Source organism: Nocardia asteroides (assembly GCF_900637185.1).
GTDB classification, from domain to species: Bacteria; Actinomycetota; Actinomycetes; order Mycobacteriales; family Mycobacteriaceae; genus Nocardia; species Nocardia asteroides.
Map to the genome: position 1 here is coordinate 346,457 of NZ_LR134352.1, position 17,149 is coordinate 363,605.

17 protein-coding genes are annotated in these 17,149 nt (G+C 70.7%); 5 read left to right on the forward strand and 12 right to left on the reverse strand.

Translation table 11 applies throughout. The features are described from left to right. The first annotated feature begins 782 nt into the window (after positions 1 to 782). Positions 783 to 2,933: an Rv0361 family membrane protein gene (locus EL493_RS32840; protein ID WP_019049738.1), complete on the forward strand. Its 2,151-nt coding sequence runs from the start codon at positions 783 to 785 to the stop codon at positions 2,931 to 2,933. A 98-nt stretch (positions 2,934 to 3,031) separates the two neighbouring features. Beyond that, positions 3,032 to 4,084 (forward strand): fused (3R)-hydroxyacyl-ACP dehydratase subunits HadA/HadB, encoded by a 1,053-nt coding sequence (locus EL493_RS01820; protein WP_030201386.1) that lies wholly within the window; start codon positions 3,032 to 3,034, stop codon positions 4,082 to 4,084. Between the two features lie 137 nt (positions 4,085 to 4,221). Here EL493_RS01820 and EL493_RS01825 read toward each other — a convergent pair whose 3' ends face one another. Together EL493_RS01825 and fbaA are read right to left on the reverse strand one after the other, a co-directional pair. Beyond that, entirely contained in the window at positions 4,222 to 5,340 is a 1,119-nt protein-coding gene (locus EL493_RS01825; protein WP_022565640.1) for a BTAD domain-containing putative transcriptional regulator, read from the reverse strand. 37 nt (positions 5,341 to 5,377) lie between these two features. After that, positions 5,378 to 6,415, reverse strand: coding sequence for a class II fructose-bisphosphate aldolase (gene fbaA / locus EL493_RS01830; RefSeq protein WP_019049741.1), 1,038 nt, complete (start codon positions 6,413 to 6,415; stop codon positions 5,378 to 5,380). A gap of 168 nt (positions 6,416 to 6,583) precedes the next feature. On the opposite strand from fbaA, the gene EL493_RS01835 reads away from it, so the two are divergent. Together EL493_RS01835 and EL493_RS01840 are read left to right on the forward strand one after the other, a co-directional pair. Then, entirely contained in the window at positions 6,584 to 7,249 is a 666-nt protein-coding gene (locus EL493_RS01835; protein ID WP_081722995.1) for a DedA family protein, read from the forward strand. Positions 7,250 to 7,253: 4 nt separating this feature from the next. Further along, positions 7,254 to 7,952 carry a DedA family protein gene (locus tag EL493_RS01840; RefSeq protein ID WP_019049743.1) on the forward strand — a complete coding sequence of 233 codons (699 nt, stop codon included), beginning with the start codon at positions 7,254 to 7,256 and terminating at the stop codon, positions 7,950 to 7,952. Position 7,953: 1 nt separating this feature from the next. Here EL493_RS01840 and EL493_RS01845 read toward each other — a convergent pair whose 3' ends face one another. From EL493_RS01845 to EL493_RS01855, 3 genes are all read right to left on the reverse strand, one after another. Continuing rightward, the gene (locus EL493_RS01845; protein WP_030201392.1) at positions 7,954 to 9,042 is read right to left on the reverse strand and encodes a glycoside hydrolase family 76 protein; all 1,089 of its coding nucleotides are present in this window, start codon (positions 9,040 to 9,042) and stop codon (positions 7,954 to 7,956) included. Between the two features lie 200 nt (positions 9,043 to 9,242). Then, positions 9,243 to 9,926, reverse strand: coding sequence for a TrmH family RNA methyltransferase (locus EL493_RS01850; RefSeq protein WP_019049745.1), 684 nt, complete (start codon positions 9,924 to 9,926; stop codon positions 9,243 to 9,245). A gap of 25 nt (positions 9,927 to 9,951) precedes the next feature. Then, a complete protein-coding gene (locus tag EL493_RS01855) occupies positions 9,952 to 10,263 on the reverse strand; it encodes a DUF4190 domain-containing protein (protein ID WP_019049746.1) in 312 nt (103 codons plus the stop codon). Between the two features lie 84 nt (positions 10,264 to 10,347). On the opposite strand from EL493_RS01855, the gene EL493_RS01860 reads away from it, so the two are divergent. Next, complete coding sequence (locus tag EL493_RS01860; protein ID WP_019049747.1) at positions 10,348 to 10,827, forward strand: hypothetical protein; 480 nt, start codon at positions 10,348 to 10,350, stop codon at positions 10,825 to 10,827. Positions 10,828 to 10,833: 6 nt separating this feature from the next. On the opposite strand, the gene EL493_RS01865 is transcribed toward EL493_RS01860, so the two are convergent. The 7 genes from EL493_RS01865 to EL493_RS01895 form a co-directional block, all read right to left on the reverse strand. Next, positions 10,834 to 11,772, reverse strand: a complete 939-nt coding sequence (locus tag EL493_RS01865) for an alpha/beta fold hydrolase (RefSeq protein WP_019049748.1) — start codon at positions 11,770 to 11,772, stop codon at positions 10,834 to 10,836. A 76-nt stretch (positions 11,773 to 11,848) separates the two neighbouring features. After that, positions 11,849 to 12,547 (reverse strand): lysoplasmalogenase, encoded by a 699-nt coding sequence (locus tag EL493_RS01870; RefSeq protein WP_019049749.1) that lies wholly within the window; start codon positions 12,545 to 12,547, stop codon positions 11,849 to 11,851. A 1-nt stretch (position 12,548) separates the two neighbouring features. Further along, positions 12,549 to 13,607, reverse strand: a complete 1,059-nt coding sequence (locus tag EL493_RS01875; protein ID WP_022565643.1) for a beta-ketoacyl-ACP synthase 3 — start codon at positions 13,605 to 13,607, stop codon at positions 12,549 to 12,551. Between the two features lie 68 nt (positions 13,608 to 13,675). Beyond that, on the reverse strand, positions 13,676 to 14,239 hold the full coding sequence (pyrE, locus tag EL493_RS01880; protein WP_019049751.1) for an orotate phosphoribosyltransferase: 564 nt from the start codon (positions 14,237 to 14,239) through the stop codon (positions 13,676 to 13,678). Between the two features lie 74 nt (positions 14,240 to 14,313). Beyond that, on the reverse strand, positions 14,314 to 15,120 hold the full coding sequence (locus tag EL493_RS01885) for an SDR family NAD(P)-dependent oxidoreductase (RefSeq protein ID WP_019049752.1): 807 nt from the start codon (positions 15,118 to 15,120) through the stop codon (positions 14,314 to 14,316). A 54-nt stretch (positions 15,121 to 15,174) separates the two neighbouring features. Continuing rightward, positions 15,175 to 16,242 (reverse strand): type III secretion system chaperone family protein, encoded by a 1,068-nt coding sequence (locus EL493_RS01890; RefSeq protein ID WP_232017270.1) that lies wholly within the window; start codon positions 16,240 to 16,242, stop codon positions 15,175 to 15,177. Positions 16,243 to 16,349: 107 nt separating this feature from the next. Beyond that, the gene (locus EL493_RS01895; RefSeq protein WP_022565645.1) at positions 16,350 to 17,132 is read right to left on the reverse strand and encodes a DUF5666 domain-containing protein; all 783 of its coding nucleotides are present in this window, start codon (positions 17,130 to 17,132) and stop codon (positions 16,350 to 16,352) included. Positions 17,133 to 17,149 lie beyond the last annotated feature (17 nt).

A 17,149-nucleotide genomic window follows, 5' to 3' on the forward strand; every position in this document is an offset into this window, starting at 1 on the left:
CTCACGGCGGACCCGGCACTCCCGGCGTCGACCGGCCCGGCGATGCGCCTGGTGGGCAACCGGTCTCGGGGTCTGAAGGACCGCGAGACCCGGGTGGCCCGGGCACACCTCCCCCCGGCCGTCCGGGTGGACCCGGCGACGCACAGCGGAACCCGGGTGCGCCCGGCGGCGGCTACTCCCAGGGTCCCGCGGGCTCGCACGGCAACCCGCAGAACTCGGGTGCTCCCGGCGGTCAGCGTCCGCTGGGTGGGCCCGGCGCACCCCACGGAGGCAGGCCCGGCGCGCCGTTCGTCGGTGGTCCGCGCCCGCAGCAGGGTCCTGCGCCGCAGGGCGGTTCGCCGCAGGGCGGTACGCCGCAGGGCGGTGGGCGGCCCGGCGATGTCGGCGCCGAATCAGGGCGGCCGGGCGGCCTAGGAACGCCTGCTTCGCAGCAGGGCCCTGCGCCGCAGGGCGGTTCGCCGCAGGGCGGTGGGCGGCCCGGCGATGCCGGCGCCGAATCAGGGCGGCCGGGCGGCCTAGGAACGCCTGCTTCGCAGCAGGGCCCTGCGCCGCAGGGCGGTTCGCCGCAGGGCGGTGGGCGGCCCGGCGATGCCGGCGCCGAATCAGGGCGGCCGGGCGGCCTAGGAACGCCTGCTTCGCAGCGGGGCCCAGGCGCGGCAGCCTCGCCGTTGGCCGGGCTTTCCCAGGGGCTCCCGGGTGGCGACCGCGCCGGACGAGACGCGTCCGAGCGCGGAAACTCGCCTGTCGGCGATGTCACCGGGCCGGATGCGCCGACGACCTCGATGTCGACGCCCGGCGGGAAACCGGCCGCCGCCCAAGGTGATTCCGCGGCCGACCGCACCGTGAAGATCGGCGGCGCGCAGTCGAAGGCCCGTCAAGCCGACATCTCGACTGCCGAGATGGCGCAGGCCGACCGGCCGACGCCGTCCGCAGCGAAGTCCAACCAGCAGGCTCCGTCCATGGCGAAGGCCGACCAGCAGGCTCCGCCCACGGCGAAGTCCAACCAGCAGGCTCCCACCACGGCGAAGTCCAACCAGCCGACGCCGACCACAGCGAAGTCCGACCAGCAGGCTCCCACCACAGCGAAGGCCGACCAGCAGGCTCCCACCACGGCGAAGGCCGACCAGGCGACGCCGACCACGGCGAAGTCGGACGGGCCCTCGCCGTCCGCGGCCGTGTCGGGCAACGCGACGGTGATCGCGGCCGGCGCGGCGGCTGGTGCGGCTGTCACCGGAGCAGGTGTCGCCGGCGCCGCGCGCGATGCCGTGTCGGACGCCGGCCGTGGTCCGGCGAAGTCCGCGACGACACCTACCGGCGACGCCGAGTCCGCGGCTGCCGCTGCGGATGCTCGCGACCAGGCCGTCGATTCGAATCAGCCGGACACGGCCCGGGCGGATGCCGCGACGGCAGTTGCCGGCGACGCTGCGGACGAGTCCGCGGATACTCAGAGCCAGGCAGCTGATTCGCAGCGGGCAGACGCGGCCGGGGCGCGCGGCGACGCGGCCGACGGTGGAGCCGCCGAGGCGGGCACCGGATCCGCTGGGGGCACCGCGCCTACCGGCGGCGTTTCCTCCGGCGCCGGAGCAGGCGCGATCGCCCCTGGCGCCGACGTCGCGGGCGCAGGCGCCGAAGCGACCGATCATGTCATCGGTACGGAAGCCCCGGTTTCCGACGCGACGGTTTCAGGATCCGCCGCACGCACCGGAGCCGCCGCCGGCGCCGCTGCCGACAGTGCGTCGGGCGACGCCGTAGCTGCCGACGCGGGCTCGGATGCGAACGCGAGCACGACGAAGTTCGGCGGCCGAAACACCGACACCCGCACGACCGGCGGCCGAAACGCCGACACCGGTTCGGCTGCGGGCGATCGTCCGGCCGACGACGATCCGAACGCGCCGACCGTCTCCGGAGCTGTTGTCGGTGGCGGTGTTTCGCGATCCCGCGATGTCGACGCGACCGAGAAGTTCGGGACAGCCGACGGCGGGCCCGGGCTGCGTAAGGAGCCGGGGGCAGGAAAGGGCGCGGTTCCCGGTGCGGCCGGGGCGGCGGCCGCGGCTGCCGGGGCGGCCTCGCTGCGGAAGGGCGAGATTCCCGCGTCCGAGGATCAGACCATCGCCATGCGGGTGGTGAATCCGGCCGACGCGCCGACCACCGCCATGCCGGTGCAGCGGCCGCAGGGCACGGATCGGGTGGTGCCGCCCCAGGGTGGCAGGCCGATGACGCCCCCACCGAATACGCCGCGTGGACCCGCGGGCCCGCGGCAGGCGGGACAGCAGGGACCGCACGGGCCCGGGGTGGAGGAGACCCAGCCGTCGCCGCCGCGCGGCCCCGTCGCGCCGCCGCGACCCGCTTCGGCGCCGTCGCCCGCCGACATCCAGCCGACCCGGCCCGCGCAGCAGCTGGCCGAGGGTAAGCGGCAGGTCGCGCCGCCGGACATGCCGCGTCCGGTCGCGCCGCCGCAGCGCATCGAGGCTCCACAGGAGCCGGCGCAGCAGCAGGGAAAGCCGAAGCGCTGGCTGCTGGCCGCGGCGGGCGCCGCGGTGCTGGTGGTGGCGCTGATCGCGGCCGTGGTCGTCCTGATGACCGGTGGCGACAATTCGCCGGAGGGTCAGGTCCGCACCGCCATCGGCACCTACGCCGACGCGCTGCGCAGCGGCGATCTGGCGGACCTGCGGTCGAGCACGTGCGGCCAGCTGCACGACTTCTATCAGGGCATCACCCCGGAGCAGTTCACCGGCGTGCACCAGCTCTCGGCCGAGCGCGGTTCCATCCCGATCGTCGAGAGCGTGGATGCGGTCCGCATCACAGGCGACACCGCGCTCGCCGAGGCGACCGTGTACACCTCGGCCGACCCGTCCAAGCGCACCGCGCGGACCTTCGACCTGCAGCAAACCGACGGAACCTGGAAGGTCTGCGACCCCTCCGGCACCCCGTGACACCCCGGTCGACCCGTCGTAGCGGCAGTTCCTGCCTGCTATGACGGGTCACACATAACTGGCTCTCAGGTTGGGCACTCGGTAGCATTTCCCGGATCATGAGCAGGGAACAGACAGTGTCGCAGCCGGACATCGAAGCTGTGGTCCCGGATGCGGCGCTGGTCGGCCAGCGCTTCGGATTCCGCGACCACTACGAGGTCGGCCGCGAGAAGATCAGGGAATTCGCCAGGGCGGTGCAGAACACGCACCCCGCCCACCACCAGGAAGTCGACGCGCGCAAGCTCGGTTACGACGGCATCATCGCGCCGCCGACCTTCGCCTCGGTGATCGGCATGAGCGCCACCAGGGCGCTGCTCGACAGCGTGCTCACCGAGTACGACCTGTCCCAGGTGCTGCAGACCGACCAGGTCTTCGAGATCTACCGGCCGATGCTGGCGGGCGACCGGATCCGCACCGAGATCGAGATCGAGTCGATCCGCCAGTTCGGCGACAACGACTTCGTCAACGTCGGCTTCAAGCTGATCAACCAGAACGACGACATCGCCGTGCAGGGCACCACCACCATCGTGGCCCGCCGCGGCGTCGAGGTGGATCCGAACATCGTCGAGGCCGTCGAGAACATCAGCATGCACATGCGGCCGGAGTCCGTCGGCGACACCGACGACATCCTGATCCGGCACACCGGCCCGGGCGCCGCCACCCCGCCGCGCGAGCTCGCCGCGGTCAACACCGGGCCCGAGTTCGGCTCGGTCGCCAAGGGCGACGAACTGCCCGCGGCCACCGCCCGGGTGACCCGCGGCGACCTGGCCAACTACGCCGGCGTCTCCGGCGACCCGAACCCGATCCACTTCAGCGACCGCGCCGCCGAGCTGGCCGGCCTGCCGACCGTCGTCGCGCACGGCCTGCTCACCATGGGCCTGGCCGCCGAGTACCTGAGCGACTGGCTGGGCGACCCCACCGCGATCGAGAAGCTGGCCGTGCGGTTCTCCGGTTTCGTCCCGGTGCCGCCGACCTCGGCCGGCGTCATCGAGTTCTCCGGCAAGGTCAAGTCCGTCGACCCCGAGCGGCGCGCGGCCACCATCCTGCTGAGCGGAATCTCCGAGGGCCGCAAGCTGTTCGGCCGCGCGGTCGCCGAGGTCCGGCTCACATAACCGCCTCCCCGCGAATTCTGGCCTGACTCAGGCGCGCCTCGCCTCGGGTCGGCGACCGGCGGTCCAAGGCCGCCGTGGTCAGCCCGTTCCCGGTGAGTTACCCATGTGCTGACGAGACATGGGTATCACCACGCGGCCTACCCCACTGCGATGAACGTCAACACCGTGGCGCCGACCCGGATGATGTCGCCGTCGGCGAGCAGCGCGCCGCTGTCGATGGGCTGTTCGTTGATGTAGACGCCGTTGGCCGAATGCAGGTCCTTGATCAGCAGACCGGCGCGGCTCGGCATGATGTGCGCGTGGTAGCGGCTGGCCTTCGGGTCGTCGAGGACCAGCTCGTTGTCGGTCATCCGGCCGATCCGCAAGCCGCCGTGCGGAATCGGGATGGTGCGGCCGTCGGCGAAGCGCAGGTTGCCGTTGCGGATCGAGCGCGGCACCTCGGTGACCGTCTCGGTCATGGCCGCGGCCAGCTGCTCGGTGCGCTTGACCTCCGCCACGTTCAGCGGTTCCTGACGCAGCACCCGCTGTTCCAGTTCGATCAGCGCGACACCGGGGTCGATGCCGAGCTCCTCGGCCAGCACCGCGCGCACCCGGCGGCACGCCTCCAGCGCGTCGGCCTGCCTGCCGGACAGGTACAGCGCGGTGATCAGCTGACCCCACAGCGGTTCCCGCAGCGGATGCTCGTTGGTCATCGAGACCAGCTCGCCGATCACCGCCGACGCGCGCCCGCAGGCGATCTCGGCGTCGACCCGGGCGGAGACGGCGAGCAGCCGCTCCTCGTCCATCGCGGTCGCGAAACCGTCGGCGAACTGCAGACCGGCCAGGTCGGACAGCGCGCGCCCGGACCATTCGCGCAGCGCGACGCCGAACAGGTTGGCCGCGCCGGGATGGTCGCCCACCTCGAGGCAGCGTGAACCGGCCTCGCGCGCGTTCTCGAACCGGCCGAGATCGCAGGCGGTGTCCGGGATCTCCAGCCGGTACCCCGCGCCCTCGGTGCGCAGCACCTGGGCCGAGTCGATGCCCGCGTTGCGCAGGGCCTTGCGGATATTCGAGACGAACACCTGCAGGCTGGCGGCATAGGAGTCGGGCGGATCCTCGTTCCACACCATCTCGGCCAGCACGGCAGAGGACACCGCGCGCCGCCGGTTGACGGTGAGCGCGGCAAGCAGAGCGCGCGGCTTGGGCCCGCCGACCGCCACCGGCTCGCCGCCGACCAGCAGTCGAACGGGCCCGAGCACACGGACATCAAGACTCATGAGCTCGGGCCCCGTTTGATTGTCGCGAAGGGACCGGTCAGGAACCCGAGACCGAGCGACCCGCGGACTTCAGGTCGTTGCACGCCTCGACGACACGCGCGGCCATCGAGGTCTCGGCCTTCTTCAGGTAGCTGCGCGGGTCGTAGACCTTCTTGTTGCCGACCTCGCCGTCGATCTTCAGCACGCCGTCGTAGTTGGCGAACATGTGGCCGGCGACCGGGCGGGTGAACGCGTACTGGGTGTCGGTGTCGACGTTCATCTTCACCACACCGAAGCGCAGGGAGTCTTCGATCTCGGACTTCAGCGAGCCCGAACCACCGTGGAACACGAAGTCGAACGGCTGCGAGCCCTCGGGCAGCGCCAGCTTGGCGGCCGCGACGCGCTGGCCCTCGGCCAGCACCTCGGGCTTGAGCACCACGTTGCCCGGCTTGTACACACCGTGCACGTTGCCGAAGGTGGCGGCCAGCAGGTACTTGCCGTTCTCGCCCGCGCCGAGCGCGTCGATGGTCTTCTCGAAGTCCTCGGGCGAGGTGTAGAGCTTGTCGTTGATCTCGGCCTCGACGCCGTCCTCTTCACCGCCGACGACGCCGATCTCGACCTCGAGGATGATGTTGGCGGACTTCGAGAGCTTCAGCAGCTCCTTGGCGATCTCGAGGTTCTCGTCGATCGGGATGGCCGAGCCGTCCCACATGTGCGACTGGAACAGCGGGTTCTGACCGTTGTTCACGCGCTCCTGGGAGATGGCGAGCAGCGGGCGGACGTAGGTGTCCAGCTTGTCCTTGGGGCAGTGATCGGTGTGCAGCGCGATCGTCACGTCGTAGCGGGCGGCGACCACGTGCGCGAACTCGGCCAGCGCCACCGCACCGGTGACCATGTCCTTCACGCCCAGGCCGGAGCCGAACTCGGCGCCACCGGTCGAGAACTGGATGATGCCGTCGCTGCCTGCGTCCGCGAAGCCCTTGATGGCGGCGTTGATCGTCTCCGACGAGGTGCAGTTGATAGCCGGGAATGCGAACGAGTGCGCCTTGGCCCGGCCGAGCATCTCGGCGTAGACCTCCGGAGTCGCGATAGGCACAGCAGTGACCTCCGTGTGTGGGGGAGCGAAAAACCAATTCTGTCAGGCGTCAGCCTACTGTGGGCCACTCATCACACAGATTCGCCCGGTACTGTGGGGCCCGTGACTTTGCTGGCGGTATCCGATGCGGTGACGAGCAACCTTGCGTTGACCCAGTTGCTGGACCCGATGTATCTGCTCCAGGAGACATGGCTGAAGAACGCCGTGCTACCGGCCATCCTGGCGATCGTCTTCATCGAGACCGGCCTGCTGTTCCCGTTGCTGCCCGGTGACTCGCTGCTGTTCACCGGCGGCATGCTGGCCGCGCAGCCGAACCCGCCGGTCTCCATCTGGGTGCTCGTCCCGCTGGTGATCCTCGTCGCCTTCGCCGGTGACCAGTGCGCCTACTGGATCGGCCGCCGGATCGGCCCGGCGATCTTCCGCAAGGAGGACAGCCGCTTCTTCAAGAAGCAGTACGTCACCGAGACGCACGAATTCTTCGAGAAGCACGGTCCCAAGACCATCATCCTGGCCCGGTTCGTGCCGATCGTGCGCACGTTCATGCCGGTGCTGGCCGGTGTGTCGAAGATGAGCTACCGCAAGTACGTGGCCTTCGACATCGTCGGCGCCATCCTGTGGGGTGGCGGCGTGACCGTGCTCGGCTACTTCCTCGGCAACGTGCCCTTCATCCGCGACCACATCGAGGGCATCTTCCTGCTGATCGTGTTCGTCTCGATCCTGCCCGCGATCATCACCGTCGGTAAGAAGATCCTGGACAAGCGCCGCGGCGACGCCGTGCCCGCTGACGACGCGCCGACCACCGAGCTGGCCGCTTCGGCGAACGAGATCCGCTGAGCACGTGACCGCAGTACCGTCGACCCTGGCCGTGGGCAGCTTCGATCCACTGATCTCGGCAGGCCCCGCCGTGGTCTGGTCGGTGGTGCTCGTCTTCGTCTTCCTCGAGTGCGCGTTCATCATCGGGCTGTTCCTGCCCGGTGACTCCATGCTGATCACCGCCGGCATCGTGATGGCCTCGCACGCCAACGGCGAGGCCCAGATCTGGGCATTGTCGGTGGGCACGATGGTGGCCGCCATCGTGGGCAACCAGGTGGGGTACGTGATCGGCGCGCGCACCGGGCATCGCCTGGTCGCGCGCAAGAACGGCCGCTATTTCAACACCAGGAATCTGGCCAAGGTCACCGCGCTGCTGGAGAAACACGGGTTCCTCGCGGTGCTGGTGGCACGCTGGATTCCCTGGGTGCGCACGCTGTGCCCGATGGTGGCGGGCGCAGCCGGGATGGACCACCGCCGCTACACCATCGCCAGCACCATCGGCGCGATCATCTGGGCGCCGGTGCTGCTGCTGATCGGCTATTACGCCGGCGAGTTCCTCGAGCAGGTGCCGTGGCTGATGCCCGCGGTGATCGTCGTGATGATCGTCTGCCTGGTGATCGGCACCATCCTGGGGCTGCGGCACTACCGGCAGGAGATGGCCAAGCCGGCCGAGGACTTCGACGTGGAGCGGGCGCCGAGCGTCGCCGCCGACGCCGAACGCTGACTCACAGCCCCGCGGCGGTCACCTGGTAGGCGGCCTCCATCAGCATCCAGCCGGACAGCTGCACCGACAGGTCGCGTTCCGGCACCGCCGAGGCCGTCACCGAGCCGCCCGCGGTGAACTTGCCCGCGCCCGCGGTGCCGCCGGGTAGTCGGGCCGGCTTGCTCCAGTCGTGGCCGAACAGCGGTTCGCCCTCGACCTCGAGCCGGTTGGCCCAGGCCGCGGTGGCCGAAGCCTTCACGATGGCGGCCGCGACCCGCCGATCGGCCTCCTGCTGCTTGCCCTCGCCGGGCAGCATCAGCGCGACCACCGCCAGGTAGCGGGCGAGGATGCCGTTGAACAGGCCGCCGTCGCCACCGCCGCCCCCGGTGATGACCAGCCGGGTGGTCATGTTCTCCTCGACCGCGGCGAGCAGGCGGCTGACCCGCTCGACGTGGCGGTCGTCGTCGGTGTGCACGGCCAGTTCGGTCTCCAGCCCGAGCACAACGCCCTGGCAGTAGCTGAACATCGGGCGTTCGATCTCGCCGGAGGGCAGGTGGATGCCGTCGAGGATCAGGCCGGATTCGGGATCGCGCAGGGTGGCGTCGAGCCAGTCGGCCATCTGCTGTGCCCGTTCCACCCGGCCCAGCCGCAGCAGCGCGATGCCTGCCGGTCCGTTGGCCGGCGCGTTGAAGAAGTCCGAGCGGACCCGCCACGGGATGCCGCCGCCGGTCTCCGGTTCCCAGGCGTTGTAGAGCTGCTGTTCGAGGGCGACCAGGCCGCGGCGGGCCTGGGTGAGCTCCTGGGTGCGTTCGGCGCGTTCGAGCGCGATCGCCAGCCAGGCCATGTCGTCGTAGTAGCGGTTGGTCCACCCGGTGATGTTGCGGACGCGGATGGCGCGGGCCAGCGCGCCGATCCGACGGCGCCGGGCGGGCGTCGGCACGCGGTTGGCGGCGTCGACCGCGATGTCGAGCAGGTGCGCCTGCCACCAGTAGTGCCAGCCGACGAACGCGCGCTCGCGCCGGGTGGCGGGCCAGCCGACGACACCCAATTCCGTTCCGGGACAACCCCACAGCATGCGCAGGTGGCGCGAGACGATCGCGGACTCGGCCATGTCGGCACGCTCGGACCACAGCGCCGGCGTGGGCACGGATCCGGCGCGATCAGTGGGCTGTGGGCGCCGGCCGCTGCGCGAGGTCATAGCACTATGGTGCCAGTTGCTGCCCGGTTTCCGCGCCCGTTCCGTTACCGATTCGAGGCTGATTCGATCACAACCGGGCCGGATCACACATCAACCGGCGAGGAAACGGACCGCTACCAGGCCAGCGAGAGGTCGGCGTGCTGACGGATCCAGGCGTGCATGGCGATCCCGGCGGCGACGCCGGCGTTGATACTGCGCGTCGAACCGAACTGCGCGATCGAAACCGTCAGCGCCGCCGCGTCTTTCGCGTCGTCACTGACGCCGGGGCCTTCCTGGCCGAACAGCAGCAGGCACTCGCGGGGCAGCCGCGCGGTCTCCAGCGGGACCGCGCCGGGCACATTGTCGACCGCGACGACGGTCAGCCCCGCGGTTGCCGCGAACTCGCGCAGTTCGGCCAGATCGCTGTGGTGCACGAGGTGCTGATAGCGGTCGGTGACCATGGCGCCGCGCCGGTTCCAGCGCCGACGGCCGACGATGTGCACCGCGGCGGCCGCGAAGGCGTTGGCGGTGCGCACCACGGTGCCGATATTGGCGTCGTGGCCGAAGTTCTCGATGGCGACGTGGAAGGGGAAACGGCGCGCGTCGATATCGGCGACGATCGCCTCGCGGGTCCAATACCGGTAGGCGTCGACGACGTTGCGCCGGTCGCCCTCGGCCAGCAGCACCGGGTCGTAGCGTTCGTCGGCAGGCGCCGGGGTGCCGTATTCCTGTTCCCACGGTCCGAGCCCGTGCGGATGCTCGCCCCATTCGGTCGGACCGGCGACCTCGATCTCGGGCGATGGCACAGACTCGTTCACCCGGAGAATGCTAGGTGGGCGCCGGTCAGGCCGACGACTCGGCCGCCCCCACGATCAGGAACACCACCAGCCCGCCGAGCCCGACGAGCAGCGACAACGCCAGCATCGCGGTGCCGATGATCCCCATGATGTAGCCGGCGTAGACCTGCGATCGGCCGCCGGTGCGCCCCTGCGAGGCGTCGATCTCGGCCAGCACCGTGCGGCCTTTCAGCCACGCGAACGGGGCGAGCACGCCACAGAACGCGAGCCCGAGGATGCCGAGGACCAGCACGGTGGTCGTCTGCGGATGATCCGGCGGCGGCCGGAAACCGGGGTAGCCGGGCGGCGGTGTACTCATGCGCGAATCGTAATCCCGAGTGGCCGGGGCGGCGCGGTGGCGCGACCTATCCTGGAGGCGTAGGGCTCACGGGTGGTAGTCGGTATGGAGCACACGCGCATTCTGCAAGCGCTGGCCTGCGTCGTCGCGATGTATCTGGTCGCCCTCGCGGTGTGGCTCGGCTGGCTGGCTCCGCACACGCCGCCGGGGACGATGCCGTATCAGGTGCTGATCATGGTGGGGCTGTTCGGTTCGGCCGCGGGTATCGCCATGGCCGTCGCGTCCATGCCGACCAGGGCCGAACGGCGGCTGCGCAGGCACGGGCTGGAAGGCTGGGCCCGCATCGACGGCGTGCGCCCGCTGTCGAGGACCGATCACTCCAGCGAGCTCACCGAATTCGATGTCGAGCTGACGGTGCCGGGGGCCGACACCTATCACGGGAAGATCGTGGTGGACGTGATGCCGGTCGACAAGCCGCGGATGATCATCGGGCAGGTCATCCCGATCCGCGTCGACCCGATGAACCGCGACCGCATCATGATCCTGCCGCAGGGTGCGCCTCCCCGCGATCCAGGCCGGACATAGGCGGGGTCAGCCCGGGGCCGCGTTGGATGAGGGTAGGCCGACTATCGGGCGGCCGCGGCGGAGGGTGCGTTGCCACCGGATCGGGTCGAAGACGGCGGGGTCGGTGGAGTCCACGAAGGCGCGCATGACTTTCACGAAGCGGTCGGGGTCGTGGTGATGGGGGAAATGCCCAGCACCGTCGAAGATTTCGAGCAGCGAGCCGGGAAAGGCGCGGTGCGCTCTGGCCGCGTGGGCCGAGGGGATGACGGTGTCGCGGGTGCCACCGATGATCAGGGTCGGCAGGTGAGCGGCCAGGTAGCCGCGGTCGAGCATGGTGATGGACTGGCCGCGCCGGTCGGCGGCGGCACGGATCGTGCGCAGGAAGGCGTTGCGGGCGCCGTCGTCGGACAGGTGCCCGTAGAGGCGCAGCACGTAGTCCGCGTCCGGGCCGAGGCCGAGCCCGCCCAGCACATCGACCACCGGGATCGCGGCGCGCACCGCCGTGCGCACCGGCCAGCTGGTCAGCGCCAGCAGACCGGGGCCCGCGCCGGGCAGGGTGGCCAGGCGGAACGCCGGATGCACCCCGGCGCCCATCCCCGCCGGGCACACCAGCGCGAGCCGCTGCACCTTCTCCGGGAACTGGTAGGCGAACTGCATCGCGATCCCGCCGCCCAGCGAATGCCCCACCACGGTGACCCGCTCGATCCCCAGCACGCTCAGCAGATCACGCATCCCGTTGGCGTACGCGGCGACCGCGTAGTCGGCGCGCGGCTTGGCCGAATCGCCGTGCCCGAGCAGATCCGGCGCGAGCACGGTGAAATGCTCGGCGAGCCCGTCGAACACCGCCGACCAGGTCCCCGAACTGTCGGAGATGCCGTGGATGAGCAGCAACGGCGGCCCCGACCCGGCCATCCGGAACGCACGACGATAGCCGTGCACCTCGATGAACTGCACCTGCCCGGTCATCCTCGAAGCGTGCGCGGCGGGTGTTGCGCCGGAACTACGTCCAGGTAAGCCCTATGTCACCGCGACGCGGCCGGCGCTACGGCTTCTGCGCCTGAGCCTGGCCAAAAGGCGCGGAGAGGAGGTACTGCGCTGCGGCGTAGGTCGCCAGGATGACGCCCTCGCTGACGCGGCGGGACCGCTCGCTCGTCGCGAACAGCCTGCGCAGCACGATCAGCCCGTCGGAGACCGTGAACAGCAGCGCACCCACACCGAGCCGGCTGCGCGGGTCGCCGCCGGGGATGTTCAGGCCCGCGATGTTCTTGGTCCCCGGCGCGAGATCGGGGTCCGAGGCCAGGGTGGCCGCGGTGCCGAGGGTGGCGCCGTAGGCCGTCAGCGGGACGGCCAGGACCGGCGCCTTGGCCCGCAGCAAACCCGCCGCACCGGCCCACGCCAGCACGCGCGGCGCGGCGATCGCGGCTTTCGGCCGGGCGCCGCGCCGCCACCACAGCAGCGAGTAGCCGGTCTGCATGACGGCGAACGAGGACGCGCCCGCGATCAGCCGGCGATCGTCGTCGGGGTCGATCAGCAGTACGTCACCGACGGTGGCCGCGGCCAGCGAGCCGAGCAGGATCCGGCGCTCGACCGGGTCCAGCTCGACCCCGCTGGTGACGGTGTCGGCCGCCAGCAGCGGCATCAGCAGCGGCTTGCTCAGCCATTGCAGCCGCTCGCGGCCGGTGACGGCACCGAAGACGGTGACCGCCGCCGCCGCGAGATAGCCCGCGCGCAGCGGTCGCACGTCAGAAGCTCGTTTCCTTGGGCGCGGGCGGCAGGACCACGACCTGGCCCGCGTAGCTCAGCCCGGCGCCGAACCCGAGCAGCAGCGCCAGCTGGCCACCCTTGGCCTTGCCGGTCACCAGCATCTCCTCCATCGCCAGCGGGATCGAGGCGGCCGAGGTGTTGCCGGTGTTCTCGATGTCGTTGGCCATCGGGATGCCCTCGGCCAGGCCGAGGTTCTTCTTCATCAGTTCGTTGATCCTGGCGTTGGCCTGGTGCGGGATGAACACCTCGATGTCCTCCTTGGCCACGCCGGAGGCGTCCAGCGCCGCCGACAGCGCGCGCGGCAGGGTGACCGCGGCCCAGCGGAAGACCTTCGGGCCCTCCATGTGCAGCGACATCCGGCCGATCGGCTCGACCTCGGGGTCGGTGCCCTGCATGGCCTGGGCCTTGTTCATGTACGCGAGGAAGTCGACGTCCTGGGCGATGGCCTCGGCGTTCTCGCCGTCACTGCCCCACACCGTGGGCGAGATGCCGTTCTCCTCGGCCGGACCGACCACCACGGCGCCCGCGCCGTCACCGAAGATCATCGCGGTGCCGCGGTCGGTCGGGTCGAGGCCCACGGTCATCGTCTCGGCGCCGATCACCAGGATGTAGTCGGCCGAACCGGCGCGGATCAGGTCGGCGGCGACGCCGAGCCCGTAGCCGAAACCGCCGCAGCCGGAGGTGAGGTCGAACGCGGCCACGCCGTTGAGGCCGAGATCGGAGGCCACCGACGGCGCGCCGTGCGGGGTGAGCTTGAGCCAGCTGGAGGTGCACAGGATGACCGCGCCGATCTTCGCGCGGTCGATCGGGGTGTTGTTCAGCGCGCGCTCACCGGCGGCGGCGGCGATGGAACGGATGGTCTCGTCACCGCTGATCCAGCGCCGGTTGTGGATACCGGTGCGCTCGAAGATCCATTCGGGCGTCGAGTCGAGTACTTCGCACACCTCGGCATTGCTGACGATGCGCTGCGGTCGGTACGCGCCGATCCCGAGCATCGCAACGTTGTCACGACTCTTGTTAACTGCAATGCTCACCACAGGTGACTCACACGTCCTTCAGACTTACCGGACCACCACATCGTCGTCCAGGTTTGGCGTTGTTCAGGCTAACCCAGAGCAAGGTCGTCGAGACCGAGGATGGACCGATACTCGAGCCCCTCGGCGGCGATGACCTGGTCAGCGCCGGTTTCCCGGTCGACGACCGTCGCGACGCCGACCACGATGGCGCCGGCGTCGCGCAGCGCGCGCACCGCGGTGAGCGGGGAGTTGCCCGTGGTGGTGGTGTCCTCGACGACCAGCACCCGCTTGCCCACGATGTCGGGGCCCTCGATCTGGCGCTGCATGCCGTGCGCCTTGGCGGCCTTGCGGACGACGAACGCGTCGATCGGGCGGCCCGGCGCGTGCATGACCGCCATCGCGACCGGATCGGCGCCCATGGTGAGTCCACCGACGGCGTCGAAGTCCCAGTCGGCGACCAGCTCGCGCAGCAGCGAACCGATCAGCGGGGCGGCCTGGTGGTGCAGCGTCGCGCGGCGCAGGTCGACGTAGTAGTCGGCCTCCTTGCCCGAGGACAGCGTCACCTTGCCGTGCACGACCGCGAGCTCGCGCACGAGCGCGGCCAGCTGGTCGCGATCCGCCTCGGTGAGCGCCTGACGTGCCTGGTCGATCATCGTTTGCGTGTCCTTTCGGTCATGAGCGGGCCGGTGCTAACGCTACGCGCCGCGTCCGAGGCCCAGCTCACGCCCTAGGTCCGGCCACGCGCGTTGAAGAGTCCGCGATTCAGGCGGGCCACCAGGGTCCGCGGGACGAATCCCGCCACCGCGGTGAGCACCTTGTATTGCACGCCGGGCACGCTGATCACCCGGCCTGCGTCCAGATCGTGCAGACAGCCGTCGACCACCTGGTCGACGTCGAGCCACATCCGCTGGGGAGTCGAACTCATCTCGATGCCCGCGCGCTCGTGGAACTCGGTGCGCACGAACCCGGGGCACAGCGCCTGGATGCGGACACCGGTGCCCGCCAATCCACCCGCCAACCCCTCCGAGAAGGATACGACGTAGGCCTTGGAGGCCGAGTAGGTCGACCCCCGTCCGGGAATCAGCCCGGCCACGCTCGCCACGTTCACGATCGACCCCGTCGCCGCCGCGATCATCGCGGGCAGCGCGGCCCTGGTCAGCTGCAGCACCGCGGTGACGTTCACGTCGAGCTGCGCCTGCAGTTCGGCGGGCTCGAGCGTCCAGAACTCCCCCGAATGCGCGAAACCGGCATTGTTGACCAGGAATTCGAGGCCGGCCGCCGCACGCTCGGCGACGCGGGCGCGATCGTCGTCGTCGGCCAGGTCGGCCACCAGCACCTCGGCGGAGGTGGCGTAGCGGCGGCCGAGTTCGTCGGCGAGGGCGCGCAGCCGCTCCTCGTTCCTGGCCACGAGCACCAGGTCGTAGCCGAGCGCGGCGAGGCGGTGGGCGAAACCCTGCCCGATGCCGGACGTGGGTCCGGTGATCATGGCGACGGGACGGTGCACGCCGGGCAGGCGCAGGGGACTATCGGTCATCGCAGGTCTATTCCGCTCGGCGGGTGATGCCGCGGCGACCGCCGCGGCACGGGACTACTTCGGCACCGGCCCCTGGTACGGGCGGAAACCGGGATGGAACGGGCCGCCGGGCCGACCCGACTCCGATTCCTCGTCGGACTCCACCGGCGAGCGCGGCGGCTCGACCCGGGGACGCGGTTCCGGGACGACGGCCAGCGACGGGCGCTTCGGCGGTTCGCCGAGCGGGCGACGGCCGGGAGCCGGCTGGTCCTCGAAATCGGGGTCGTCGAGATCGGGGTCGTAGTCGGCGGGCACCGAGCGCCTGCCGCTGGTCCCGCGACTGTCGAAGTGCTCGGGCTCGATGCGGCCGCCCGCGGAACCGGGGGCGCCGGGCTCGGCGCGGTAGGAGTCGAACTCCGGCTCGTCGTCGGGGCCGGGGAAGCGGGCGCGGCCGCGCTCCTCGAAGTCGGCGGCGCGCTCGTCGTCGAGGTCGTCCTCGTCGTAGTCGGGGCGCAGGCCCTCCCCGAGGGGCACATCGGCGTTCGAGCGGGTGCGGGTGTACTCGCTCGGCTCGGCCACCGGCGGCAGCACGTGCAGCAGACCGGACAGGCGCAGCACCGCGTCGATCGCGGTCTCCCACTCCTTGGCACCGCTGCCGACGGGCAGCATGCCGAGGGTCCAGTTGCCCTCGCTCCACAGCATCTGCACGGTGTCGCTGAGCGACTCGATGAAGCCGACCATGCGCTGATCGACCGCGTGCCTGGCGATCTCGGGATCGGTCGCGAACACCACCCGGTCGCCGATGGCGCCGAGCAGTTCCAGATCGTGGTCCTTCGGCGGCGACGCGGTCTTGAGCCGCATGTCGACATCGATCTCGGACCCGATCTGGCGACGCACGGCCACCAGGGTCGCCGCGTCCTCCAGATCGAACAGGACGAACTTCTCGCCCTTGCGAATTCCGGACACCACGTCGACCGCGGAGAGGTAACCGAGCTTGGCCAGCGCGCCACGACGCCACGTCGAGGCGAGCGCGGGCTCGACCGAAACGTAGGTGTAGCCCTGGGACTTCGCCCAGACCTGGCGGGCGTGCCCGGTCCGCTGTCGCTGGACCCGATCGAAATAGAGCAGTACGACCGCACCCACGAGTGCGATCGCCGCTAACCCGAACCACATAGCCGTCATCGTCGCCTAGCCTATCCAGCCGTCGCCGTGATTGCCCGGCAGTGCCGGGCTATCGACGCGCGGGTCGCTCATCGGGGGCCGCCCGGCAACGCCGTACTGATGATGATCTTGGCGTGGATCGACCCGTCGGGGTTCTTGTCGCCCTGCACCATAACCATGTCGCCGACGGGCAGCTCGGCCGCCTTCGTGCTGGTCAGCGAGATCACCTGGGTGGCATCGTCGATCAGCACCCGGACAGTCGACCCGCCGAGGGTGCTCATCGTGATCTCGGTGCCGGTGTTGGCGGTGATGCTGCCCATGGTGGCGCCGAGATCGTCGCCGCCGCCGAGGCCGGGCAGCCCGGGCAGGCCGCTGGCGCTCGGCGGCACGACCGGAGTGGTCTGCCGGTTGGTCGGCGGGACCACCAGCTGACTGGTCGTCGGCGCCGACGCGGTGTCGTCCTCGGACTTGTCACCGCTGAGCACCAGCCCGACGAAAACGCCGCCGATGGCGATCAACGCCAGGACACCGAGCCCGAGCGCGATCCACAGGCCGGTGTGTCGTTTGGGCGGTTCGCCCTGGTCACCGTCCTGCGGGCGGGGTGGGTAGCCGGGCGGCGGCCCGGCCGGATACCCCTGGCCGTAGCCGGGTGGCTGCTGCTGGGGAGGTGGTTGCGCTGCGGGATAACCACTTTCGTAGGCACCCCATTGCGCGTCGTGCGGCGGCAACGCCTGGGTCGGGTTCGACGGTGGCCCCCATTCGTCGAACCCGCCACCGCCGTACGGCTTGGTCGAGTCCATGCCCGGCGAACCCAACCGTTCGGTCGGCGAATCCTCCGGGCGTTGCCCCCACGGATCGTTCGGGTTCGTCATGAGCTCCAGCGTAGGAC

Excerpts from the sequence above, each read along its gene's own strand:
- EL493_RS32840 (WP_019049738.1), top strand. The coding sequence starts at position 783 with ATGTCGACGCCCGGCGGGAAACCGGCCGCCGCCCAAGGTGATTCCGCG.
- EL493_RS01820 (WP_030201386.1), top strand. The coding sequence starts at position 3,032 with ATGAGCAGGGAACAGACAGTGTCGCAGCCGGACATCGAAGCTGTGGTC.
- EL493_RS01825 (WP_022565640.1), bottom strand. The coding sequence starts at position 5,340 with ATGAGTCTTGATGTCCGTGTGCTCGGGCCCGTTCGACTGCTGGTCGGC.
- EL493_RS01835 (WP_081722995.1), top strand. The coding sequence starts at position 6,584 with ATGTATCTGCTCCAGGAGACATGGCTGAAGAACGCCGTGCTACCGGCC.
- EL493_RS01845 (WP_030201392.1), bottom strand. The coding sequence starts at position 9,042 with ATGGCCGAGTCCGCGATCGTCTCGCGCCACCTGCGCATGCTGTGGGGT.
- EL493_RS01855 (WP_019049746.1), bottom strand. The coding sequence starts at position 10,263 with ATGAGTACACCGCCGCCCGGCTACCCCGGTTTCCGGCCGCCGCCGGAT.
- EL493_RS01860 (WP_019049747.1), top strand. The coding sequence starts at position 10,348 with ATGGAGCACACGCGCATTCTGCAAGCGCTGGCCTGCGTCGTCGCGATG.
- EL493_RS01865 (WP_019049748.1), bottom strand. The coding sequence starts at position 11,772 with ATGACCGGGCAGGTGCAGTTCATCGAGGTGCACGGCTATCGTCGTGCG.
- pyrE (WP_019049751.1), bottom strand. The coding sequence starts at position 14,239 with ATGATCGACCAGGCACGTCAGGCGCTCACCGAGGCGGATCGCGACCAG.
- EL493_RS01885 (WP_019049752.1), bottom strand. The coding sequence starts at position 15,120 with ATGACCGATAGTCCCCTGCGCCTGCCCGGCGTGCACCGTCCCGTCGCC.
- EL493_RS01895 (WP_022565645.1), bottom strand. The coding sequence starts at position 17,132 with ATGACGAACCCGAACGATCCGTGGGGGCAACGCCCGGAGGATTCGCCG.